Origin of the sequence: Micromonospora sp. KLBMP9576, from assembly GCF_050941805.1 — a bacterium.
Taxonomy (GTDB): domain Bacteria; phylum Actinomycetota; class Actinomycetes; order Mycobacteriales; family Micromonosporaceae; genus Micromonospora.
This window is the reverse complement of the sequence record NZ_CP194567.1, coordinates 5647579-5670512: the sequence shown is the minus strand read 5'-3', so window position 1 is coordinate 5670512 and position 22934 is coordinate 5647579. Positions and strand designations below refer to the sequence as shown.

The window sequence follows — 22934 nt, the reverse complement described above, 5'->3', positions numbered from 1 at the left end:
TCATGGGGCTCAGCGCTCTGGTGCCTCATGCCGGCACGCAGCGGAGCGGAGTGCCGGCATGAGCGTGGTGCAGAGCGTCGACAACGTGGCGCTGCTCCCGGCGTACCTGGCCGCCGGCACGGCCGTGCTGGTGCTGCTCGCCGACCTGCTCGTGGCCCGCGCCCGGGTGACGCTGACGGTGGCCGCCGCCGGCGCGGCGGCCACGGCGCTCGGCGCGGGGCTGGTCGGCGCCGGGGGCGAGCGCCGCACGTTCTGCGTCGGCCCCGACTGCTCGTACGTCTTCGGCGGCCGGGCCGCCCTGGTCGCCGTCGTCGTCGCCCTGCTGACCCTCGGCGTGCTCGCGTTGTCCGGCCCGCTGCTGCGGGCGGGGCAGTCGCCGGCCGGGGAATACTGCTTCCTGCTCGCCTGCTCGATGACGGGCGGCGTGGTGCTCGGCGCGGCCGGCGACCTGATCACCCTGATCGTGGCGCTGGAGACGCTCACCCTGCCGCTCTACGTCCTCGTCGGGCTGCGCCGGGGCAGCCTGGCCAGCGCCGAGGCGGCCGTGACCTTCTTCGTGGTCAGCGTGGTCGCCACCACCCTGACGCTGCTCGGGGCGGCGCTGCTCTACGCGGCCACCGGCGGGCTGCACCTGGGCCGGATCGGCGCGATCCTCGCCGACCGGCCGGACCTGCTGGACCTGCCACTGACCACCGCCGCCGTGGCGCTGGTCGTGCTGGGGCTGGCGTTCAAGGTGGCGGCGGTGCCGTTGCACGCCTGGGCGCCGGCCACCTACGACGGCGCGCCGCTGCCGGTGGCGGCCTACCTCTCCACCGCCTCCAAGCTGGGCGGCGTCGTGGCCCTGCTCGCCGTCGTGCAGTACGCGCTGCCGGCCGACGTGACCGGCCCGGTGCTCGCCCTGTTGGCGGTGCTGACGATGACCGTCGGCAACCTCGTGGCGCTGCGCCAGCGGCGTACGGTCCGGCTGCTCGCCTGGTCCTCGGTGGCGCAGGCCGGCTACATCCTCGCTCCGCTCGGTGCGCTGGCGCTGACCGCCGGACGCACCGCCGACGCCCGCACCGCCGCGTACGCGGCCGCCGTCGCGTACGCCGTCTTCTTCGTGGTGCTGGAGCTGGCGGCCTTCGCGGCCCTGGTGGCGCTGCGTCCGGCGGGCGCGGACGGCGGCACGGTCGACGACCTGCGTGGGGCGGCCCGGCGGCACCCGTGGCGGGCGGCGGCGCTCGGGCTGGCGTTGGTCGGGCTCGCCGGCCTGCCGCCGGGCCTGGCCGGCCTCTTCGCGAAGGTGACCGTGGTCCGTTCGCTGCTGGACGGCGGCGCGGGCTGGCTGGCCGTGGTGGTGGCCGTGAACGCGGTGCTCGGCCTCGCCTACTACCTGCGCCTCACCGCCGCCCTGTGGGCCGCACCGGCCGTCGCCGCACCGGCCGTCGCCGCACCGGTGGTCGCTGCCGCCGTCGCACCGGCCGAGGGAGCGGCCGCCGCACCGTCCGGCCCGGCCGGGCTCGCGGCGGGCGGGGATGCCGCGCCGGGCGTCGGGTCGGACGGCGCGGTGGCCCACCCCGTGCGGGCCCGGACGGTCGGCGTGGTGCTGGCCGTGGCGACGGTGGTGGCGCTGCTGCTGGGCCTCGCCCCGCAGCTCGTGCTGGACGTCGCGGCCCGCTAGGCCGCCCATTTCCCGATTTTCGGTGTGACACTCCCAACGGGCACTACGGACATCTCAGGCAACTCTCAGCCATGAGACGGATGGTTGGCGGGTACCGGGTTGTTGGACCGGTCAGCGGATCCCGCGTGCGTCCGTGCTGCACCGAAGGAGTGATCGTGCACCACAACCGTCTGAAGACCGTCGCGCTGCTCGGCCTGCTCACCTCGCTGATCCTGGCGGTGGGCTACTGGTTCGGCGGCAGTGGCGGCCTGGTCATCGCCGTCGTCATCTCGCTGGTGATGAACGGCGTCACCTATTTTTACTCCGACAAGCTCGCGTTGCGCTCGATGCGGGCGCAACCGGTCAGCGAGGCGCAGTTCCCCGAGCTGTACCGGATGGTCCGGGAACTGGCCACCGAGGCCGGGCAGCCCATGCCGCGCCTCTACGTGAGCCCGACGCCGCAGCCCAACGCGTTCGCCACCGGGCGCAACCCGAAGAACGCGGCGGTCTGCGTCACCCAGGGCATCACCGAGATCCTCGACTACCGCGAGCTGCGCGGCGTGATCGGGCACGAGCTGTCGCACGTCTACAACCGGGACATCCTCATCTCCAGCGTGGCGGCCGGCCTGGCCGGCATCATCACCATGCTGGCGAACATCGCCTGGTTCATCCCGCTCGGCGGGGGCGACGACGAGGACTCCCCGAACCCCGCCGTGCTGCTGCTCACCATCATCCTGGGCCCGATCGCGGCCACCATCATCCAACTCGCGATCAGCCGCAGCCGGGAGTTCCAGGCGGACGCCTCCGGCGCCAAGCTCACCGGGGACCCGCTGGCCCTCGCCAGCGCCCTGCGGAAGATCCACATGGGTGCCCAACGCCGGCCGCTGCCGGCCCAGGGGCAGCTCACCAGCACCGCGCACCTGATGATCGCCAACCCGTTCAAGGGTGGCGGCGTCGCCACGCTCTTCGCCACCCACCCCAAGATGGAGGAGCGGGTCGCCCGGCTGGAGCGGATGGCCGCGAACAGCGGCCCCGTGCAGTTCCAGCGCTGAGACGCTGAGCACGTTCCGCCCGCGCCCGGTCCATCCGGCGCGGGCGGAATGCCGTGACGAGCGCAATAACCGCTGCTTTCGTTCGGCCCCCGGCGTTAGGGTCGCAAGGTTCCCCACCCGTTACACCTCTGGAGGTCGACCGTGGCCGGACTGCGCCAGTACCTGGGCGTCTGGCGAATCCCCGGAGCGCCGATGCTGCTGCTCACCGGCATCGTCGGCAGGCTCGGAATCGGCATGACGCCGCTGGCGTTGCTGCTGGTCGTCGAGCAGGTCACCGGCCGCTACTCGTTGGCGGCCGTCGCCGGCGGCATCTACGCCCTCTCCGGCGCCGCGCTGAGCCCCGTCGCCGGTCGGATCGCCGACCGGATCGGCCCCACCCCGGTGCTCGTCGCCACCGCCGTCGCCCACCCGTTCGCCCTGCTCGGCCTGCTCTGGTCCGCCCGCTCCGACACCGGCAACCTGACGCTGATCTTCGTGGCCTCCGGGGTCGCGGGGGCCACCTACCCGCCGCTGACCGCCGCGATCCGGGGCGCCTGGAACGACCTCACCTCGCCGGCCTCCGGCCGACGGCACCTGCGCAACACCGCCCTCGCCGCCGAGACCACGCTCTTCGAGATCGTCTTCGTGCTCGGCCCGCTGCTGGTCGCCGGCTTCATCCTGTTCGCCGACGCCGGGGCCGCCCTGGTCGGTGCGGCCGTGGTGACCCTGTTCGGCACCCTGGCGGTGGCCTTCGGCCGGGTGATGCGCGGCTGGCGGCCGCACCCCACCGGGCACCAGACCCGGGGGCTCGGCCCACTGGGCGTACCCGGCTTCATGGCACTGCTGCTCTGCGTGGCCAGCATCGGCATCGCCTTCGGCGCGGCCGGCGTGACCGTGCCCGCGTTCGCGACCGCCTACACCGCCGACGACCCCGACAGCCTCGCCGGCGTGCTGCTGGCCGTCTGGGGCGTCGGCAGCGCCGTGGGCGGCTTCTGGTTCGGCATCCGCAAGCCGTCCCGGAACATGACCCGACTGTTCTCGCTGTTGCTCGGCGGGGTGGCCGCCAGCTTCGCCGTCTTCGCGGTGATGCCCAACCCGGTGGCGCTGGGTATCGCCCTGGTGATCGGCGGCGCCACCATCGCCCCCGCGCTGACCCTGGAGAACACCCTGGTCGGCCGGATCTCCCCGACCAGCATGCTGAACGAGGCGTACACCTGGGTGGTGACCATGTCGGTGGGTGCCAGCGCCGCCGGCGGCGCGGTCGCCGGCCTCATCGTCGACCACGGCGGCGGGGTGCCCTGGGCGTTCGGCTTCGCCGGCGCCGCGGTCGCCGTCGGGGCCGGGATCGCCGCCCTACCCGCCGGGCCCATCGCCCGCGCGGAGGCCACGGCGGTACGCGGCGAAGAGCTCCTGCCCGCCTGACAGTCCCGGCCCGGCTGCGGGGTTTCCGTCCCGCAGCCGGGGTACCACCCGGACATGTTCCTCTTCTTCTCCAACCGGACGGGCTGCCTCGGCTCCCTGCTCATCAGCGCGATCCTGACGGTGATCCTGGTGCTCGTCTTCTCCCGCTGAGCCGGCCTCCCGCGCCCGGTGTCGGACCGGCGCGTCAACCTCCGGCAACACGACCGGGGAGCGTCATGGGGTTCTGGGGGACGTTGATCGTCTGCCGCGCGGACGTGCCGCTGCCAGCGGCGCCCGAGGTGCGGGCCCTCGACCAAGGCCGTCGAGGCTGGGAGTGGAGCTGGCGGGCCGGCTGGCAATGCCTGCGACACACGGCTGCTGGGCCGGTCGACGCGGCGGGCCGAGCGCCCCCCGCACGCACCCACGGCCACCTGTCGGCCCTGCCGCCCGGTCGGCCCTCACACGGCAGGGCCGACCGGGCAGCCGTCAGCGGTAGTTCGTGAACTGGAGTGCGACGCCGAAGTCCTCGCCCTTGAGCAGCGCGATGACCGCCTGGAGGTCGTCGCGCTTCTTGCCGGTCACCCGGAGCTGGTCGCCCTGGATCTGGGCCTGGACGCCCTTCGGCCCCTCGTCGCGGATCTTCTTGCTGATCGCCTTGGCCTTGTCGGAGTCGATACCCTGGATCACCTTGCAGTCGAGCTTGAAAATCTTGCCAGACGACCGGGGCTCGCCAGCATCCAGCGACTTCAGCGAGATGTTCCGCTTGATCACCTTCTCCTTGAAGACCTCCAGCGCCGCCCGCACCCGCTCCTCGGTCTCCGCCTGGAGGCTGATCGCCTCCTCGCCCGACCAGGAGATCTCGGCGCCGGTGCCCCGGAAGTCGAACCGCGTCGCGAGCTCCTTCTCCGTCTGGCGGAGAGCGTTGTCGACCTCCTGGTGCTCGACCTTGCTCACGATGTCGAACGACGGGTTCGCTGCCATGCTCATGCTCCTGCTGTCCGGCGGTCTCTGGTCCTTCGTCCCCCGCTGACCAGCGGTACGACCCCCTGACGGTACCCGCTTGCGATCCTGCCGGGGTGAGCCGCTATCCTTGCTTCCGCCGCCGCGTTACGACGCGGTGGGGTGCCCTGGCGGGTTGCCCGAGCGGCCAATGGGAGCGGACTGTAAATCCGTCGCGAAAGCTTCAGAGGTTCGAATCCTCTACCCGCCACCAGGTGCAGACACGGCCCCTGACCAGCAGGAATGCTGATCGGGGGCCGTTGTCGTTTTGTCTGGCCGCCGACGCGGTGGCCGCGCTCTGGCTGAATACCGGGCGTCCCGCCGACCGTGGTAGCCCGCCGCCTGGGCGCGGCGTAGCCGGCCTGCTCCGCAGCGACGCCAACTGCGTCGACGGGGAGACGAAACCATGAACGACAAGAGAGTCAGTTTGTGGAGTGGGCAGCCAGGGCGGCGTAGCCGGTGACGGTCAAGCGTCGGGCTGAGGCAACACCGCGAGCGTCGATCTCCGCTTCGGTCTCCGCAGTACTCCAGCGTGTCGTACGCATCGTCGAGCATGACCGACTCCTCGGCGAGGGGTGTGCCGTCATGTCCGATGGCCGAGTGGGTCCAGCGAGCCAACTCGCGCGGGGGAGAGGGTGCCGGCGAGAAGCTTGGTAGCCATGATGCGTACGGCGGCGTTCTCGAGCTCTTCACCGCCTTTGCGTAGAGGGCCAGGCCAAGCTCGTCGAGACACTCAGGTATACGGCCCCCGCGAGGATGTGGGCGCCGGTGACGATGAACCGCTGACGGCCGTCGACCCGCTTCCCCGGACACCCCCCCCGCCGCGTCGCCAGCGGCCGGAGCCGACCGGCGGCGACACCAGGGACGGCCTGACGGCACCGCCCGGGGCCGCGTCGGGAATTGCGCCGCATCGAAGCGATGGCGTCCGCCCCATCACCCGCTAGGGTGTGGAAACAGCGTTTCCATTCATGCCACAGCAGGGCAGAGGGAGCCTCGTGCATCGCAGCCAGGAAGACGCCGCCGCGCCGGAGGCCGGCGAGCAGAGCGCCACGTTCGGCCCGCTCCGGCTCTCTCCGGGTACGACCCGGACCAACATCAGCGGGTACTACTGGCTGGCGCTGACGTCGATCATGACGTTCACGTTCGTCCCGGCCGCGCAGACCGCGCTGCTCACCTCCGTCCTGGGCGTGCCCAAGGGCGAGCAGGGTTCGATCGTGGGCACCGCTGGGCTGATCAGCGAGATCGTCCTGATCGCGGCAGTCGGCCTGGCCGGCGCCTGGTCCGACCGCCTCGGACGGCGCCCGATCGTGGTCGGCGGCTACGTCCTGCTTGGCCTCGGCGTCGGCATGGCACCGTTCCTCGGCTCGGTCCTGCCCTACTACCTGGCGCGGGGTGTCGCCGCCGTCGGCATAGCGATGGTCACCGTGATGCTCACGGCCGTGGTCGCCGACTACGTCCGGGACACCACCCGCGGCAGGGCCAACGGCATCCTCGGCTTCTGTAACGGTCTCGGCGCCCTCGTCACGTTCTTCGTGCTGATCAAACTGCCCGACATCTTCGAGGGCGTCGGGATGGACACGATCGCCGCGCTGCGGGTGACCTACCTCATCGTCGGTGGGCTGGCCCTGCTCACCGCGATCCTGATGCGGCTCACCCTCCGGGGCGGCCTGGCGACGACGCACTCCGCGCGCATTCCGATCTCCAGGCTGCTGCGCGAGGGCGTCGCCGAGGGCCGGCGTCCCGGCGTCTCCTTCGCCTACCTCAGCGCCTTCGTCGCCCGGGCCGACCTGGCGCTCGTCGGCGCCTACCTGACTCTCTGGGCGCAGCAGTACGGCACTCAGCACCTCGGGCTCAGCGAGGCCGAGGCGCTGGCGAAGGCTGGCCTGTTGCTGGGGGTGGCCAACGGCATCGCGCTGATCGGGGCGCCGGCCATCGGCATCATCGCCGACCGGCTGTCCCGCACCGACGCGGTGCTGATCTCCCTGGGCACGGCCGCCCTCGGCTACACCGCCACGATCTTCGTCGGAGACCCGTTCAGCCTGCTCGGCTACGCCGTCGCCGCGCTGATCGGGCTCGGCCAGGTCAGCGCCGTCATCTCCAGTCAGGTGCTGATCGCCGAACAGGCTCCCAGCCGTACGCGGGGCTCGGTCATCGGAACGTTCGCGCTCAGCGGCGGCATCGGTATCATGATCGCGTTCGCCGCCGGTGGCACCCTGTACGACAACTGGCGCCCCGCCGGACCGTTCGTCCTGTTCGGCGTCCTGGCCGGGCTGGCCTGCCTGTACGGCCTGGCCGTCCGGTCGCGGATCCCCAACCACCCGGTGGACTGAAAGCCCCCACCCGCGGGCTGCGCCGGGCTCGGCGGACCGAACCGGCGGGCCGTCCTGCGGCCTCAGTGACGACGGGTGCGGCCGCCGATGCTCCGAGCGGGCCCGCGGGCGGCGGAGGGAGGGCGTCGCGCTGGGCCCGGCGGCGCCTTCGCCGTGATCCCAGGTGCCTGGGTGACCGGGGTCCCGGTGGAGGATGAGCCGATGGGCACCGGGTCGGGCGAGGCACTGCTGAGGACGGAACGCCTCCTACTGCGGGAGGTCCGGCGGTCCGACCTGCCGGTGCTCGAGCGGATGTGGCAGGACCCGGTGATGCGGCGCTACCTCGGCGGCCCGGTGTCTGACGCGGTGGCGACCGAACGGTCGGCGGGCGACCACACGGGCGGGATGATGGTGGCGCGGGGTTCCGGAGAGGTCGTCGGCTGGTGCCACCTCGGCCGGTACCGCACGGGAGACCTGGAACTGTCGTACGTCTTCCTGCCGGAGTGGTGGGGACGTGGGTACGCCCGGGAGGCGTGCGCGGCGGCCCTCGATCTGGCCGTCGACCGGTTTCCGGACGACGTCCGCCTGATCGCTGTCACCCAGGAGGCGAACCTCCGATCGGTGCGCCTCCTGGAAGCCCTCGGCATGGTCCGGGTCGACGCGTTCGAGGAGTTCGACGCGCGTCAGGTGCTGTACGCGATCGACCGCCCGTGGCAGCGCGGCGCGGATGGCGGGCCCGGGGCGTCGCCCTGACCACACTGGAGGGACACCGCGCGGGCCCCCGTCCGGTGCGCCCTCGCCGGTCACGGCTCCGGGCGCGACGGGAGATTTGTCAGCCATCGTCACAGCCCTGGCATGTCGGCGCAGAACGAGTATGGTGGTCGATGTTCGGTCGCTCCCCCTCCTGCCCGTGGGGGGCATCCACGGTGAAGGCGCGTACGCCCGGGGGTGAGTTCCCCCGACCCTCCACGAATTGCGTGGAAGGTCGTATTCCGCAATGTGCGAAGTGCACGATGGCTGCTCAGGGCCGTGATCAGGGCACGGTCGGGGCGACGCCCGAGCCGAACGGCGGAACCTCGTCGGCGCATCGGCTCAGCGGTGTTCTCGCCGCTTTTCTGGATACCTGCCGTGTGGCACGATCGTGGAACCTCCACCATCCCCGTGACACTTCCCCGACAGGAGCAAACATGTCTGGTCGAAAGCTGGGCCGACTGAGTGGCTCGCTCCTCGTGCTTGCCGCCGCCGTGCTCATCGGCCTCTTCGACGTGGTCGCCGACCTCCAGACCGGTGACCTGATCTGGACCGGTGACCTGATCTGGACCAGCAACCCAGAGGTCGCCCCCATCAGCGACGCGCGCTGAGCTCTGCTCCATGACGTCGCCGGCCCGGCCGGCGGAGGCCGGACCGGCACGTAGGGAGCCCGATGGCCCAGCGTGAACATGTGCGTCGCCGATCGACACACCATGCCTGGTTCATCACGGGCCCGCTGGCGTTCGTCGCCGTAGTCTGTTCCACCCTGACGAGCCTCGTCGCCGACCCGGCGTTCGGCGAATGGTGGCTGGCGGCGGCGCTGCTGGGCGTGATGGTCGGGTTCGGCATGCCGGTCCTGAACTTCGTCGTCCGGCGGCAGTCGTTCGGCGCCACCCTGACCGAGATCCCCCTCGTCATCGCGTTCTACCTCCTGCCGCCCCTCACCGTGGTGATCATCTACACGGTGGCGTCGGCGGTCACCCAGACCCGGCACCGCTTCGCCCCGGCGAAGTTCTGGTTCAACGTGGCCAAGGCGGCAGCGGGGACGTCCCTCGCCGGGCTCGTCCTGCAGGCGCTGCCGCCGATGCAGAACGTCGGCCCCGGCACCTGGCCGATCCTGTCCGCCGCGGTGGCCGCGGTCTTCCTCGTCAGCCTCGCGGGAATCGTGGGCGTGCACACCCTGCTGCAGGGGTGGCAGGCCGGGCGCGACGCCCTGCGTACGGTGCCACCCGCGCTGCTCACCGCCGCGATCAACGTGTGCCTGGGCCTGATCATCCTGATCGCGGTCACCGAGACGTACTGGTCCGCGGCGTTGCTGGCGGCGCTGGGCGCGGCGCTCATCCTGGTCTACCGGTCGTACGCGCAGTTCTTCCGCCAGCACCGCACGCTCTCCGAGATGTACGACCTCACCCGCGCGATCGGGGAACGGGGCCAGGACGGCGCCCTTGTCGACGCGCTGCTCGGTCGGGTGCGCGCCCTGATGCAGGCCGAGTACGCCACGCTCTGGATGCCGGCCCAGGGCCGGCACCCGGAGGTCCTGCTCACCGCCCGGGTGGACGACCCCGGGCTGTTGGACGTCGTGCCCACCCCGCAGGAGCTGCGTGACCAGGCAGCGAACGAAGGCCGCACCGTCACGGTCGGCCGGGCCTTCGAGGGCGGGCAGGCGGCCCGCCGCGCGCTGAACAGCGGCAAGATCAAGGACGTCATCGTGGTGCCGCTGCGCTCCGGGCAGGCCGTGATCGGCACGCTGGAGGTCGCCAACCGGCTCAGCGACGTCGGCCACTTCACCGGTAGCGACATCCCCGTCTTCGAGACGGTGGCGGCGCACGCCGCGGTGGCGCTGGAGAATTCGCGGCTGGTCGACCGGCTGCGGCACGACGCGTACCACGACACGCTGACCAAGCTGCCCAATCGGCGGCGGATCACCGGCGCGCTGGAGGAGGCCGTCAAGATCCGCGCGCCCGGCGAGGTGGTGGCACTGCTGCTGTTCGACGTCGACCAGCTACGCCAGGTCAACGAGTCGCTCGGGCACGCCGCCGGCGACAAGGTGCTGGTGGAGGTCGCGGACCGGCTGCGTTCCTGCGTACCCTCGTCGGCCCTGGTGGGGCGGGCCGGCGGGGACGAGTTCCTGGTGACGTTGCGGTTGGAGAGCGCGGTGGCGGCCATGGAACTGGCCGCGCAGCTGCGCGAGCAGATCCGCGACGAGATGGTCTTCGACGCGCTCACCCTCGACGTGGACACGGCGGTCGGTGTCGCCGTGCACCCGGACCACGGCAGCGACGCCGCGTCCCTGCTGCAACGGGTGGACCTCGCGGCGACGGCGGCCAAGTCCGTACCGGGCAGCGTGCAACTCTTCAGCCCGACGATGGAGTCCCGCTCGCTGCGGCGGCTCGGCCTCGCCGCGGACCTGCGACGCGCGCTGGACGAGGGCCAGCTGGAGGTCTACTTCCAGCCCAAGGTGACGCTGCGGGAGCGCCGGTTGCTCGGCGTGGAGTGCCTGGCCCGCTGGGAGCACCCGGCGCACGGCACTGTCGCCCCGGAGGATTTCGTGGCGGTGGCCGAGCACACCGGTCAGCTCGGCAGGTTCACCGAGTTCGTGCTCCGCGAGGGGCTGCGGCGCAGCCGGGACTGGACGCACGCCGGCCAGCCGCTCGCCGTCGCGGTCAACCTCTCCGCCCGTACGCTCACCGACCAGCACTTCCCGGCCCGCGTCCAGGAACTGCTCGACGAGTACGGCGTGCCGCCGCAGCGGCTGACGCTGGAGATCAAGGAGGCCGGGGTGCTGGACGGTACCGACCGGCCCATCCCGACCCTGCGACGCCTGCGGGACCTCGGCGTACGGCTGTCGGTGGACGACTTCGGCACCGGCGACTCGTCCCTGGCCCATTTGCGCCGGCTGCCGGTGCACGAGGTGAAGGTCGACCGCTCCTTCGTGCAGGGCATGGCGACGGATCCGGGCGACCTGGCGATCGTCAACGCGGTGGTCACGCTCTCCCAGCAGTTCGGCCTGGCCGTGGTCGCCGAGGGCGTGGAGAGTGAGCTGACCCTGGAGCTGCTCCAGGACATCGGCTGCGAGATCGGCCAGGGCTTCCTGTTCAGCCGGCCGTTGCCGTACGAGCGGCTGGAGGCTTGGTTCGGCGCCCAGGTGGATCCGGAGACGATCTCACCGGGCGAGCTGCCCCGGCTGCGGGTCGTGCCCTGATCTGCGGAAACGCCCTGGTGGGGGATCCGATTTCTGCTCCGCCGCGTCGCCGTGTAATGTATCCCCTGCGCGTCGCCCCCCGGGGAGATCGCGCAGGCCCCCTTAGCTCAGTCGGCAGAGCGTCTCCATGGTAAGGAGAAGGTCTACGGTTCGATTCCGTAAGGGGGCTCAGAGGGTCCGGCTGGACCCGCCACGGCGGTGTAGCTCAGGTGGTAGAGCAAGCGACTCATAATCGCTGTGTCGCCGGTTCAAGTCCGGCCATCGCTACTCTCGTCCACCGGGCTGGTTCCCGGCGGCCGGTGGGTTGGGCGCCCTGGGCGCCCACTTTGCATGTCCGCGTCATCAGCGCGTAGGCTGATGCGCTGTAGTTGTTACCCGTAGCGAGGAAGGCACTCCGCCGTGGCGAAGGCGACCGATGTTCGGCCGAAGATCACTTTGGCGTGTGTGGAGTGCAAGGAGCGCAACTACATCACGCGTAAGAACCGTCGTAACGACCCGGACCGCATCGAGCTGAAGAAGTTCTGCCCGCGGGACGGCAAGCACACGGTGCACCGCGAGACCCGCTGACTGACGGCCGGCACCCGCCGGCCCGCTCCGCTTGCACTTCCCGATCGCCGGTCTGCAGGGACGGCGCGGCTCCATGCCGCCGCCGACCGTGCGGATCGGCGATCGTCGTCTGCGTGTAGGTTCGCGGCATGTCCCTGGACCCGTCCTTCGTCGGCCGGAGTTATCCGCCGACCGCCCCCTACCAGGTGGGCCGAGAAAAGATCCGCGAGTTCGCCACCGCGATCGGCGCCACCGACCCGGCCCACCACGACCCGGTGGCGGCCCGTGCTCTCGGCCACCCCGACGTGGTCGCCCCGCCGACCTTCCCCATCGTGCTGACCATGGCGGCGAACCAGCAGATCATCGACGACCCGGCCCTCGGCGTCGACTACAGCCGCGTGGTCCACGGCGACCAGCGCTTCGCCTACACCCGTGCGGTGGTCGCGGGGGACGAGCTGGTCTGTGTCAGCGTCATCGACGACGTGAGCAGCCGTGGCGGGCACGGCTTCCTGACCACCCGCACCGAGGTCGCGACCGCCGCCGGCGAGCCTGTCGTCACGGTGTGGTCGAAGCTCGTCGTACGCGGGAAGGGCTGAGATGGAACTGCCAGCCAGGACGTTCCGGGTGACGCGCGCGGACCTGGTCCGCTACGCCGGCGCCTCGGGGGACTTCAACCCGATCCACTGGAGCGACCGGCGGGCCACGGAGGTGGGTCTGCCGGGCGTGATCGCCCACGGCATGTTCACCATGGCGCTGGTCGGCCGCGCGGTGACGGGGTGGGCCGGGGCGCCGGACGCGGTCGTCGACTACAACGTGCGCTTCGCCCGGCCGGTGGTCGTGCCGGACGACGACGAGGGCACCGAGATCGAGGTGACGGCGGTGGTCCGGGAGGTCACCGACGACGGCCTGACCCGGTTGGACGTGACCGCGACCTGCCGGGGGGAGAAGGTGCTCTCGCAGGCGCGCGCGACGGTCAGAGCGGCCCGCTGACCAGGCTCCCGACGCGCAAGGGGCGGACCGGTTGGGAAAGTGGTGCCGCTACCCGTACACTGGTCCGCCGTGGGGCAAGTAACCCCTGCACGGTCGTGCACGACCGCGTGGGGTGAGCGTTGCCGCACAGGGGTGTAGCTCAATTGGCAGAGCAGCGGTCTCCAAAACCGCAGGCTGCAGGTTCAAGTCCTGTCACCCCTGCGCCTCAGGCCTGACCGTTCCCGTGGGTCGCGCCGCCGTATGGCGGCGTCCGGCCCGTGGTGGTGGCATCGGCGGGGTGGCTCCGAGGCATTCGGGCCCTCTCGGCTGATCCGCCGGCCGCGGCCCGTCGCGGGACGGTTGGTCCGGCCGGCGTGACCACACGCCGCGCACGCCCTCAAGCGTGCGACCCGACATCCCGCGACGGAGGGCGAAGTGGCCGACAAGAAGCGGCGCGGCGAGGACGCTGGCGACGATCGTCTACCTGACGAGATCGTCGACGGCGTGGCCGACGACGACGCCACGGACGACGACGCCTCCGACGCCGAGGAGCCGGTCTCCCGGGGCGGCACCGCGACGCGTTCGCGGGCGAAGGCGGACTCGGCGGACAGCCAGCCGAAGACCAAGGCGGAAACCGACCGCGTGGGGTTCTTCGGCCGCATCGCCCGATTCATCCGCGAGGTCGTGGCTGAGCTGCGTAAGGTCATCTGGCCGACCCGCAAGGAGCTGCTGACCTACACGGCCGTGGTGGTCGTCTTCGTCGCGGTGATGCTGACGATCGTGGCCGGCCTTGACTTCGCCTTCGCGAAGGGCGTGCTGTGGGTCTTCGGCAACCCCAGCTGACCGGCCGACTGAGCCGATAGTGACGGAAGTGAGCGAGCGTGCCTGAGTACGACGAGACCGCCGAGACCACGGGCGAGCAGTCCACGGTGGCGACGGCGGCTGGTGACGAGTCGATCGAGGCCGCCAGCGAGCCGGAGTTCCCCACCACCGAGCCCGCACCGGACGAGGACTACGACCCGGTCGCCGAGCTGCGCCAGAAGCTGCGCTACGCGCCGGGCGACTGGTACGTGGTGCACTCGTACGCCGGCTACGAGAACAAGGTCAAGACCAACCTCGAGACCCGGATCACGAGCCTCGACATGGAGGACTACATCTACCAGGTCGAGGTGCCGACCCGGGAAGAGGTGGAGGTCAAGAACGGGAAGCGGTCGCAGGTCCAGGCGAAGGTCTTCCCGGGCTACATCCTGGTCCGGATGGAGCTGACCGCCGAGTCCTACTCCTGCGTGCGCAATACGCCGGGGGTCACCGGCTTCGTGGGTGCGACGGACCGGGCCGACCGTCCGGCCCCGCTCTCCCTCGACGAGGTGCTGAAGTGGCTGGCGCCGGCCGTCGAGACCGAGCAGAAGAAGGCCAAGCCCGAGATCAGGGTCCTCGACTTCGAGGTCGGCGACTCGGTCACCGTCACCGACGGTGCCTTCGCCTCGCTGCCGGCGACGATCAGCGAGATCAACGCCGACCAGCAGAAGCTCAAGGTCCTGGTGTCGATCTTCGGCCGCGAGACGCCGGTCGAGCTGAACTTCAACCAGGTCGCCAAGATCTGACGTCCGGATCGCCGGCGGTGGGCAGCGGCCCGCCGCCGGCGTACCCGTTGCGCCCTCCCGCCCGACCTCGGCGCGGGGGGCGGCGGGATGCTGCGCTACTCTAGAACGTCGTCGCTGTCGCATCGCGCTGACCGTGCGCGTCTGCGACCGGCACCTTTCGTCCCAGTTCCAAGCCCCAGGAAGTGACATGCCTCCGAAGAAGAAGCTAGTCAAGACGTTCACGCTTCAGCTGAAGGCCGGTCAGGCCACGCCGGCGCCGCCGGTCGGCCCCGCGCTCGGTCAGCACGGCGTGAACATCATGGAGTTCTGCAAGTCCTACAACGCGCAGACCGAGTCCCAGCGGGGCGACATCGTCCCCGCCGAGATCAGCGTCTTCGAGGACCGCAGCTTCACCTTCGTCCTGAAGACCCCGCCCGCCGCCCGGCTGCTGCTCAAGGCCGCCGGTGTCGACAAGGGCTCGGGCGTCCCGCAGAAGGACAAGGTGGGCTCCGTGTCGCAGGCCCAGCTGCGGGAGATCGCCGAGAAGAAGATGGTCGACCTCAACGCCAACGACGTCGACCAGGCCGCGAAGATCATCGCTGGCACCGCCCGGTCGATGGGCATCGTCGTCAACGACTGACGTCGTCTCAGCACTGACCCGAACAGTTCGTGGGAGGGCGCGCGAACACCGCGGCCCGCCATAGACCACAGGAGTACGCAGAACATGCAGCGCAGCAAGAGCTACCGTAAGGCCGCCGAGGTCATCGACCGGGCGAAGCTCTACACCCCCGCCGAGGCCGTGAAGCTGGCCAAGGACACCACCACCGCCAAGTTCGACGCCACGGTCGAGGTCGCCATGCGCCTCGGCGTCGACCCCCGCAAGGCGGACCAGATGGTCCGCGGCGTGGTCAACCTGCCGCACGGCACCGGTAAGACCGCCCGCGTGATCGTCTTCGCGGCCGGCGCGAAGGCCGAGGAGGCCGTCGCCGCCGGTGCGGACGAGGTGGGCACCGACGAGCTGGTCGCCCGCATCCAGGGTGGTTGGCTCGACTTCGACGCGGCGATCGCCACGCCGGACCAGATGGCCAAGATCGGTCGGATCGCGCGGATCCTGGGCCCGCGCGGTCTCATGCCGAACCCGAAGACCGGCACGGTGACCATGGACGTCACCAAGGCCGTCTCGGACATCAAGGGCGGCAAGATCACCTTCCGGGTGGACAAGCACTCCAACCTGCACCTGATCATCGGCAAGGCCTCGTTCTCCGAGACCCAGCTGGTCGACAACTACGCGGCGGTCCTCGACGAGGTCCTGCGGGCCAAGCCGTCCGCCGCGAAGGGCAAGTACCTCAAGAAGATCACCCTCACCACGACCATGGGCCCGGGCGTTCCGGTCGACCCCAACGTGGTGAAGAACCTGCAGGAGGGCTCGGCCGACGCCTGAGCCTCCGTACCCGGAACGGGGCGTCGCCACATCGTGGCGGCGCCCCGTTCCGTGTCGGTTGTGGCATGCTCGGCCGGTGCGCCTGGAGAACGTCTGGCTGCGTTACCGACGGCGGGGCCCGTGGGTGCTGCGGGCGGCCGGGGTGCGGGTCGGCCCCGGCGAGGTGGTCGTCGTGCTCGGCCGCAACGGCGCGGGTAAGTCAACCCTGCTCCAGGTGGCAGCCGGGGTGCTGCGGCCGAGCCGGGGGCGGGTCACCGGTCGACCCCGGCACGTCGGCTGGGTCCCGGAGCGCTTTCCGGCCGACCAGCCCTTCACCGTCGAGCGCTACCTGACCGCCATGGGACGTGTCGCCGGTCTCGACCCGACGGCTGCCGGCCGCGCGGTCGACCACTGGACCTCCCGGCTGGGCCTGTCCGGGTTCCGCCGGGTCCGGCTGCCGGAACTGTCCAAGGGCACCGCCCAGAAGGTCGGCCTGGCCCAGGCGGTGCTGCGTCCGCCCGGCCTGCTGGTGCTCGACGAGCCGTGGGAGGGCCTCGACGCCGTGACCCGGGACCTGGTGCCCGCGGTGATCGACGAGGTCGCGGCGGCGGGCGGGTCGGTGCTGGTCAGCGACCACCGCGGCGAGATCGGCCGGTTGCCCGGAGCCCGCAGGTGGACGGTGGCGGACGGCACGGTCGTCGCCAGCGCCCCGTCGGCCGACCCGGCGCTGGCGGTGGTCGAGATCGCGGTCCCGGCGGCACGGGTCGACGGCACCGTCGCCCGGCTGCGCGCCGACGGCCACCAGATCCTTCGCGTACGTCCGCCTGCCTCGGTCGGCGTGGTCGCCCCCGACGACGCCGGGAGGCCGCCGACGGGGGCTGCGGACGCCGGTGTGGCGCCCGTGGCCCGGGCACCGGAGGCCACCGGCGGGATCACCGGCGGACCGCGGTGACCGCGCTGCTCCGGCTGCGGTTGGCGGGCTTCCTGCGTACCGGACGGGCCCTGGCCCCGCTGCTCGCCGGCCTGGTGGCCCTCAGCGTCCTCTACGGCGGCGGCCGGGCACAGCCGGGGGAGGCCTACGGCGTCTCGGCGGTGGTGCTCTTCCCGGTGCTGGCCTGGCAGGCCAAGGTGTTGCTGGACGTCGAGCCGGACGTGCAGCGCCGGCTGGCCCGGGCGCTGGTCGGGGCGCGCCGGGAGCGCCTGGCCGGGCTGCTCGCGGCCGGCGTGGCAGGGCTCGGCACGGTGGCCGTCGCGCTGGTCTTCCCGTGGCTCGTCGGCGGAATCGCCGGCTCGGTGGAGCCGGGCGACCGGTCGGTGCCGGTGGGCATCGCCGTCGGGCTGTGGGCGCACCTGCTGGCCGTACCCGCCGCGGTGGCGCTCGGGGCGTTGGCCAGCCGCGCCTCGACGGGTGGTGCCGGTTACGGCGTCGCGGTGCTCGCCCTCGGCGGGGTCGGGGCGGTCGTCCTCGGCCTGAGCGACTCGGTGGCGCCCTGGCTGGCACCGCCGGTCATGGCTACCGCGCGGGCCGCCGCCGGCGACCTGGCCGCGTCGACGGTCGTCCTGCTCACCGCCTGGGCCGCCGTCTGGAGCGCGACGGCCGGCGCCGCATACCTGTGGTGGCGCCGTTTCCGGCCCTGACGGCCGCCGCTTCCGGTCGGGCCGTCCGGCGCGGCCCGGACGCCGGCTGGAGGGCTCCGGCCCTTCGTGACGGGGCAGTGACCTGGCACACCAGGGGGCGATTTGGTGGTGGCGGCCCCCTCGCGTAACCTTGGCCCCGAAGTTCCACCCAGAGACCGCTGGTCACCGTGCTCCGGCACGGTCGAAGGTCCGCGACGACGGGCGACCCGCGCAGGGCGGTAAGCGAAATTTCGGTGTCCAGCATGGTCCGCCGACCGTGCCGTGTTCCGGCCCTCGCCCCGCGCGCCCTGCGCCGGGGCTTTTTCGTTGTCGTGGCACCTGCGCCCCCGTCGAAGGCTTCGGCCGACGACGGTGACCGGCCTCGAGTAACGAGAGAGGAGGGACATGGCGGACAAGCCGATCCGGGCCGACAAGGCCACGGCCGTCGCTGAGCTGACCGAGAACTTCCGCAACGCGGGCGCCACGGTGCTCACCGAGTACCGCGGTCTGACGGTTTCCCAGCTCACCCAGCTGCGACGCTCGCTCGGCGCGGAGACCAGCTACACCGTCGCGAAGAACACGCTCGCGAAGCGTGCCGCGACCGACGCTGGCATCTCCGGTCTCGACGAGATGTTCACCGGTCCTACCGCGCTGACTTTCGTTTCGGGCGACGTCGTCGAGGCGGCGAAGGGTCTTCGCGACTTCGCGAAGGCCAACCCGAAGCTCGTCATCAAGGGCGGCGTCTTCGAGGGCAAGGCCATCACCGCGGCCGAGGTCACGAAGCTCGCCGACCTGGAGTCCCGCGAGGTGCTGCTGGCCAAGCTGGCCGGCGCGATGAAGGGCAACCTGAGCAAGGCCGCGGCCCTGTTCCAGGCCCCGCTGTCGAAGACCGCCCGTCTGGCGGCTGCCCTGCAGGACAAGCGCGAGAAGGAGGGCGCCGAGGCGGCCTGAGGCCCCCCGGCGCACCCAGTTCTTACCTAACAGATTCAGGAAAGGACGCCAGCTATGGCGAAGCTCAGCAACGACGAGCTGCTCGACGCGTTCAAGGAGATGACGCTGATCGAGCTCTCCGAGTTCGTGAAGCAGTTCGAGACGACCTTCGAGGTCACCGCCGCGGCTCCGGTCGCCGTCGCCGGCGCTGCCGGCCCGGCCGGCCCGGCTGCCCCGGTCGAGGAGGAGAAGGACTCGTTCGACGTCATCCTCGAGGCTGACGGCGGCAAGAAGATCCAGGTCATCAAGGTCGTGCGCGAGCTGACCGGCCTGGGCCTCAAGGAGGCCAAGGACCTGGTCGAGGCCGCTCCGAAGGCCGTTCTGGAGAACGCCAACAAGGAGACCGCCGACAAGGCCAAGGCCAAGCTCGAGGGCGAAGGCGCCAAGGTCACCCTCAAGTGACCTGAGCACCACCAGGCGCACGCCGGCTCACCTGAGCGGGCAGATCGCGTCACGGCGGGCGGTGATCCGACACTGGATCGCCGCCCGCCGTCTTGGTGCGTACCGGACCTGGCGGGTTCGCCCGGCAGGGCGGTGAGCAGGTCGGCGGCACCCGTACGGGGTGTCGGCCGGGGTCCCGGCGGTAGCCCGTCGGTGGGAAAGAGGCGGCGACCCGGATGCCGGGCCTTGACGCGGCCCCGGGCTGACAGGCACGCTGACACCAGCAAGACCTTCCGCGCTTGCAACGGCCACCACTTGGGTAATGGCAGCGGCGACACCATCGGCTGCGGCACCCGAGCGGCCCGGCAGGAACGTCGCGTTCCGAGCGGCCCGGTGAGACCCCGTCAGAGGGGCCCCGAGGCACGTTCCGCGACTACCTGCGGGGTGGGCTGGACAGCGGTTAGCCTCTCGGCTACACTGCTAGTTTGCGCTGCCTTCCGACTTGACCCCTGCCCGGAAATGTCCGTTTACGGATATTTCCGGTGGGGTCATTGGAGTGCACGCGTACCAGCCGTTCTGCAGCACCGGTCCTCGGAAGGACGCATCTTGGCAGCTTCCCGCCCTGCGAAGACCAGTCGTACGTCGAGCGCATTCGCTCCCCGCCGAGTTTCATTCGGCAGGATCACCGAACACCTCGAGGTCCCCAACCTCCTCGCCATTCAGAACGAGTCCTTCGACTGGCTCGTCGGCAACGAGGCTTGGCAGGGCCGGTCGGCGGACGACCCGCACGCACGCTCGGGTCTCGCGGAGATCCTCCATGAGATCAGTCCCATTGAGGACTTCTCCGGCACCATGTCACTCTCCTTCTCCGCCCCGCGCTTCGACGAGGTCAAGGCCTCGATCGAGGAGTGCAAGGAGAAGGACCTGACCTACTGCGCCCCGCTGTTCGTGACCGCGGAGTTCACCAACAACACCACCGGCGAGATCAAGAGCCAGACGGTGTTCATGGGTGACTTCCCGATGATGACGCCGAAGGGCACCTTCATCATCAACGGCACCGAGCGCGTCGTGGTGAGTCAGCTCGTCCGGTCCCCGGGCGTCTACTTCGACAAGCAGCCGGACAAGACCTCCGACCGCGACCTCACCAGCGTCAAGGTCATTCCCAGCCGGGGCGCCTGGCTGGAGTTCGACATCGACAAGCGCGACACGGTCGGTGTCCGCATCGACCGCAAGCGCCGGCAGGCCGTCACGGTCCTGCTCAAGGCCGTCGGTTGGTCGGCCGAGCGGATCCGCGAGCGGTTCGGCTGGTCCGAGCTGATGATGACCACGCTCGAGAAGGACCACATCGCCGGCGCGGACGAGGCGCTGCTAGACATCTACCGCAAGCTGCGCCCTGGCGAGCCGCCGACCCGCGAGAACGCCCAGACCCTGCTCGACAACCTCTTCTTCAACCCGAAGCGGTACGACGTCGCCAAGGTCGGTCGTTACAAGTTCAACAAGAAGCTCGAGCTGCAGGTGCCGATCACCACCGGCACCCTGACCGAGGACGACATCGTCGCCACCGTGGAGTACCTCTGCCGGCTGCACGCCGGTGAGGACAGCTACGAGGCCGACGACATCGACCACTTCGGCAACCGGCGCCTGCGTACCGTGGGTGAGCTGATCCAGAACCAGGTCCGGGTCGGTCTGTCCCGGATGGAGCGCGTCGTCCGCGAGCGGATGACCACCCAGGACGTCGAGGCGATCACGCCGCAGACCCTGATCAACATCCGCCCGGTGGTGGCGGCGATCAAGGAGTTCTTCGGCACCTCGCAGCTCTCCCAGTTCATGGACCAGACCAACCCGCTGGCGGGCCTGACCCACCGGCGCCGGCTGAGCGCGCTCGGCCCGGGTGGTCTGTCCCGGGAGCGGGCCGGCTTCGAGGTCCGCGACGTGCACCCGTCCCACTACGGCCGGATGTGCCCGATCGAGACGCCGGAAGGCCCGAACATCGGCCTGATCGGCGCGCTGTCCACCTTCGCCCGGGTCAACCCGTTCGGCTTCATCGAGACGCCGTACCGGAAGGTCGTCGAGGGTCGGGTCACCGACCAGATCGACTACCTGACCGCGGACGAGGAGGACCGGTTCGTCAAGGCCCAGGCCAACGCGCCGCTGAAGGCCGACGGCACCTTCGCCGAGGACCGGGTCCTGTGTCGCCGTAAGGGTGGCGAGACCGAGGACGTCGTGCCGGGCGCCGTGGACTACATGGACGTGTCGCCGCGGCAGATGACCTCGGTCGCGACCGCGATGATCCCGTTCCTCGAGCACGACGACGCCAACCGGGCACTGATGGGCGCGAACATGCAGCGCCAGGCGGTGCCGCTGGTCAAGGCCGAGTCCCCGCTCGTCGGCACCGGCATGGAATACCGTGCCGCCGTCGACGCCGGTGACGTGGTGGTCGCCGAGGTCGGCGGTGTCATCGAGGACCTCTGCGCCGACTACATCACCATCCACCAGGACGACGGCCACCGCCGCACGTACCTGCTGCACAAGTTCCGCCGCTCCAACGCCGGCTCCTGCGTCAACCAGAAGCCGGTCGTCTTCGAGGGCGACCGCGTCGAGGCCGGCCAGGTCATCGCCGACGGTCCCTGCACGGACGAGGGCGAGATGGCGCTCGGGCGCAACCTGCTCGTGGCGTTCATGTGCTGGGAGGGTCACAACTACGAGGACGCGATCATCCTGTCGCAGCGCCTCGTGCAGCAGGACGTGCTCACCTCGATCCACATCGAGGAGCACGAGGTCGACGCCCGGGACACCAAGCTCGGCCCGGAGGAGATCACCCGCGACATCCCGAACGTCAGCGAGGAAATGCTCGCCGACCTCGACGAGCGCGGCATCATCCGGATCGGTGCCGAGGTCGTTCCCGGTGACATCCTGGTCGGCAAGGTCACGCCCAAGGGCGAGACCGAGCTGACCCCGGAGGAGCGGCTGCTCCGTGCGATCTTCGGTGAGAAGGCGCGCGAGGTGCGCGACACCTCGCTGAAGGTGCCGCACGGCGAGACCGGCACGGTCATCGGCGTGCGTACCTTCTCGCGCGAGGACGGCGACGAGCTGCCGCCGGGCGTCAACGAGCTGGTGCGGGTCTACGTCGCCCAGAAGCGGAAGATCCAGGACGGTGACAAGCTCGCCGGCCGGCACGGCAACAAGGGCGTTATCTCCAAGATCCTGCCGATCGAGGACATGCCGTTCCTGGAGGACGGCACGCCTGTCGACATCGTGCTCAACCCGCTGGGTGTGCCGTCCCGGATGAACATCGGCCAGGTGCTGGAGACGCACCTCGGCTGGGTGGCTAAGACGGGGTGGAGCGTCGACGGCGACGACACCGAGTGGAAGCGCCAGCTTCGTTCCATCGAGGCGCACGAGTCGGAGCCGGACACCAACGTGGCCACGCCGGTCTTCGACGGCGCCCGCGAGGAGGAGATCTCCGGTCTGCTCTCGTCGACCCTGCCCAACCGGGACGGCAAGCAGCTGATCGGCTCCAGCGGCAAGGCGCAGCTCTTCGACGGCCGCTCCGGTGAGCCGTTGCCGGACCCGATCGCGGTCGGCTACATCTACATCCTGAAGCTCAACCACCTGGTCGACGACAAGATCCACGCACGGTCGACCGGTCCGTACTCGATGATCACGCAGCAGCCGCTGGGTGGTAAGGCGCAGTTCGGTGGTCAGCGCTTCGGTGAGATGGAGTGCTGGGCGATGCAGGCGTACGGCGCCGCGTACGCCCTGCAGGAGCTGTTGACGATCAAGTCCGACGACGTCCTCGGCCGGGTCAAGGTCTACGAGGCGATCGTCAAGGGCGAGAACATCCCGGAGCCGGGCATCCCGGAGTCGTTCAAGGTGCTGCTCAAGGAGCTGCAGTCGCTGTGCCTCAACGTCGAGGTGCTGTCCAGCGACGGCGTGGCCCTGGAGATGCGCGAGACCGACGACGAGGTGTTCCGCGCCGCGGAGGAGCTGGGCATCGACCTGTCCCGGCGCGAGCCGAGCTCGGTCGAAGAGGTCTGAGGTGAGTGGTCGGGGGCCGGCTTGCCGGCTCCCGACCTCCACCCACTAGCTAGCTAGCA

At 70.8% G+C, this 22934-nt stretch carries 20 protein-coding genes and 4 tRNA genes; 23 read left to right on the top strand and 1 reads right to left on the bottom strand.

What is annotated here, in order from left to right; genetic code table 11:
- Positions 1-58: 58 nt before the first annotated feature.
- The 3 genes from ACQ452_RS25165 to ACQ452_RS25155 all read left to right on the top strand — a co-directional run bounded on the left by ACQ452_RS25165 (position 59) and on the right by ACQ452_RS25155 (position 4092).
- Entirely contained in the window at positions 59-1660 is a 1602-nt protein-coding gene (locus ACQ452_RS25165; protein ID WP_433387858.1) for an NADH-quinone oxidoreductase subunit N, read from the top strand.
- Between the two features lie 155 nt (positions 1661-1815).
- Complete coding sequence (gene htpX / locus ACQ452_RS25160; protein WP_433387856.1) at positions 1816-2691, top strand: zinc metalloprotease HtpX; 876 nt, start codon at positions 1816-1818, stop codon at positions 2689-2691.
- Between the two features lie 141 nt (positions 2692-2832).
- Positions 2833-4092 (top strand): MFS transporter, encoded by a 1260-nt coding sequence (locus ACQ452_RS25155; protein WP_433387854.1) that lies wholly within the window; start codon positions 2833-2835, stop codon positions 4090-4092.
- Between the two features lie 465 nt (positions 4093-4557).
- Here the strand turns inward: ACQ452_RS25155 and ACQ452_RS25150 are convergent, their stop codons facing one another.
- Positions 4558-5052 (bottom strand): YajQ family cyclic di-GMP-binding protein, encoded by a 495-nt coding sequence (locus ACQ452_RS25150; RefSeq protein ID WP_433387852.1) that lies wholly within the window; start codon positions 5050-5052, stop codon positions 4558-4560.
- A gap of 148 nt (positions 5053-5200) precedes the next feature.
- Here ACQ452_RS25150 and ACQ452_RS25145 point away from each other — a divergent pair.
- The 20 genes from ACQ452_RS25145 to ACQ452_RS25050 all read left to right on the top strand — a co-directional run bounded on the left by ACQ452_RS25145 (position 5201) and on the right by ACQ452_RS25050 (position 22875).
- Positions 5201-5284: transfer RNA gene (locus ACQ452_RS25145), tRNA-Tyr, on the top strand.
- A 781-nt stretch (positions 5285-6065) separates the two neighbouring features.
- A complete protein-coding gene (locus ACQ452_RS25140) occupies positions 6066-7400 on the top strand; it encodes an MFS transporter (RefSeq protein ID WP_433387851.1) in 1335 nt (444 codons plus the stop codon).
- Positions 7401-7601: 201 nt separating this feature from the next.
- Positions 7602-8132 carry a GNAT family N-acetyltransferase gene (locus ACQ452_RS25135; protein WP_433387849.1) on the top strand — a complete coding sequence of 177 codons (531 nt, stop codon included), beginning with the start codon at positions 7602-7604 and terminating at the stop codon, positions 8130-8132.
- Positions 8133-8566: 434 nt separating this feature from the next.
- Positions 8567-8740, top strand: coding sequence for a hypothetical protein (locus tag ACQ452_RS25130; protein ID WP_433387847.1), 174 nt, complete (start codon positions 8567-8569; stop codon positions 8738-8740).
- Positions 8741-8802: 62 nt separating this feature from the next.
- Positions 8803-11331 (top strand): putative bifunctional diguanylate cyclase/phosphodiesterase, encoded by a 2529-nt coding sequence (locus ACQ452_RS25125; protein ID WP_433387845.1) that lies wholly within the window; start codon positions 8803-8805, stop codon positions 11329-11331.
- 96 nt (positions 11332-11427) lie between these two features.
- A tRNA-Thr gene (locus ACQ452_RS25120) sits at positions 11428-11500 on the top strand.
- 25 nt (positions 11501-11525) lie between these two features.
- Positions 11526-11598 (top strand) — tRNA-Met (locus ACQ452_RS25115).
- A 132-nt stretch (positions 11599-11730) separates the two neighbouring features.
- Positions 11731-11898, top strand: a complete 168-nt coding sequence (gene rpmG / locus ACQ452_RS25110; RefSeq protein ID WP_013288652.1) for a 50S ribosomal protein L33 — start codon at positions 11731-11733, stop codon at positions 11896-11898.
- Positions 11899-12026: 128 nt separating this feature from the next.
- Complete coding sequence (locus ACQ452_RS25105; protein ID WP_433387843.1) at positions 12027-12473, top strand: FAS1-like dehydratase domain-containing protein; 447 nt, start codon at positions 12027-12029, stop codon at positions 12471-12473.
- Position 12474: 1 nt separating this feature from the next.
- Positions 12475-12867, top strand: a complete 393-nt coding sequence (locus ACQ452_RS25100) for a MaoC family dehydratase (protein WP_433387841.1) — start codon at positions 12475-12477, stop codon at positions 12865-12867.
- Positions 12868-12995: 128 nt separating this feature from the next.
- A tRNA-Trp gene (locus ACQ452_RS25095) sits at positions 12996-13068 on the top strand.
- Between the two features lie 213 nt (positions 13069-13281).
- Positions 13282-13689 carry a preprotein translocase subunit SecE gene (gene secE / locus ACQ452_RS25090; protein ID WP_433387839.1) on the top strand — a complete coding sequence of 136 codons (408 nt, stop codon included), beginning with the start codon at positions 13282-13284 and terminating at the stop codon, positions 13687-13689.
- A 38-nt stretch (positions 13690-13727) separates the two neighbouring features.
- Positions 13728-14450, top strand: a complete 723-nt coding sequence (gene nusG, locus ACQ452_RS25085; RefSeq protein WP_433387838.1) for a transcription termination/antitermination protein NusG — start codon at positions 13728-13730, stop codon at positions 14448-14450.
- A 187-nt stretch (positions 14451-14637) separates the two neighbouring features.
- A complete protein-coding gene (rplK, locus tag ACQ452_RS25080) occupies positions 14638-15069 on the top strand; it encodes a 50S ribosomal protein L11 (RefSeq protein WP_433387836.1) in 432 nt (143 codons plus the stop codon).
- A gap of 84 nt (positions 15070-15153) precedes the next feature.
- Positions 15154-15870, top strand: a complete 717-nt coding sequence (gene rplA / locus ACQ452_RS25075; protein WP_433387834.1) for a 50S ribosomal protein L1 — start codon at positions 15154-15156, stop codon at positions 15868-15870.
- A gap of 76 nt (positions 15871-15946) precedes the next feature.
- Positions 15947-16801 carry an ATP-binding cassette domain-containing protein gene (locus ACQ452_RS25070; protein ID WP_433387832.1) on the top strand — a complete coding sequence of 285 codons (855 nt, stop codon included), beginning with the start codon at positions 15947-15949 and terminating at the stop codon, positions 16799-16801.
- Positions 16798-17487 (top strand): hypothetical protein, encoded by a 690-nt coding sequence (locus tag ACQ452_RS25065; protein WP_433387830.1) that lies wholly within the window; start codon positions 16798-16800, stop codon positions 17485-17487. The genes ACQ452_RS25070 and ACQ452_RS25065 overlap by 4 nt, the downstream gene beginning before the upstream one ends.
- 384 nt (positions 17488-17871) lie before the next feature.
- Entirely contained in the window at positions 17872-18417 is a 546-nt protein-coding gene (gene rplJ / locus ACQ452_RS25060; protein WP_433387829.1) for a 50S ribosomal protein L10, read from the top strand.
- A 54-nt stretch (positions 18418-18471) separates the two neighbouring features.
- Entirely contained in the window at positions 18472-18858 is a 387-nt protein-coding gene (rplL, locus tag ACQ452_RS25055) for a 50S ribosomal protein L7/L12 (RefSeq protein ID WP_433387827.1), read from the top strand.
- A gap of 585 nt (positions 18859-19443) precedes the next feature.
- Positions 19444-22875, top strand: coding sequence for a DNA-directed RNA polymerase subunit beta (locus ACQ452_RS25050; protein ID WP_433387825.1), 3432 nt, complete (start codon positions 19444-19446; stop codon positions 22873-22875).
- Positions 22876-22934: the final 59 nt, after the last annotated feature.

Bases quoted from the DNA above. Each gene is read 5' to 3' on its own strand.
- rplK (WP_433387836.1), top strand. From the start codon at position 14,638: ATGCCTCCGAAGAAGAAGCTAGTCAAGACGTTCACGCTTCAGCTGAAG.
- rplA (WP_433387834.1), top strand. From the start codon at position 15,154: ATGCAGCGCAGCAAGAGCTACCGTAAGGCCGCCGAGGTCATCGACCGG.
- ACQ452_RS25165 (WP_433387858.1), top strand. From the start codon at position 59: ATGAGCGTGGTGCAGAGCGTCGACAACGTGGCGCTGCTCCCGGCGTAC.
- ACQ452_RS25130 (WP_433387847.1), top strand. From the start codon at position 8,567: ATGTCTGGTCGAAAGCTGGGCCGACTGAGTGGCTCGCTCCTCGTGCTT.
- rplL (WP_433387827.1), top strand. From the start codon at position 18,472: ATGGCGAAGCTCAGCAACGACGAGCTGCTCGACGCGTTCAAGGAGATG.
- ACQ452_RS25135 (WP_433387849.1), top strand. From the start codon at position 7,602: ATGGGCACCGGGTCGGGCGAGGCACTGCTGAGGACGGAACGCCTCCTA.
- ACQ452_RS25150 (WP_433387852.1), bottom strand. From the start codon at position 5,052: ATGGCAGCGAACCCGTCGTTCGACATCGTGAGCAAGGTCGAGCACCAG.
- ACQ452_RS25105 (WP_433387843.1), top strand. From the start codon at position 12,027: ATGTCCCTGGACCCGTCCTTCGTCGGCCGGAGTTATCCGCCGACCGCC.
- ACQ452_RS25100 (WP_433387841.1), top strand. From the start codon at position 12,475: ATGGAACTGCCAGCCAGGACGTTCCGGGTGACGCGCGCGGACCTGGTC.
- rplJ (WP_433387829.1), top strand. From the start codon at position 17,872: ATGGCGGACAAGCCGATCCGGGCCGACAAGGCCACGGCCGTCGCTGAG.
- ACQ452_RS25125 (WP_433387845.1), top strand. From the start codon at position 8,803: ATGGCCCAGCGTGAACATGTGCGTCGCCGATCGACACACCATGCCTGG.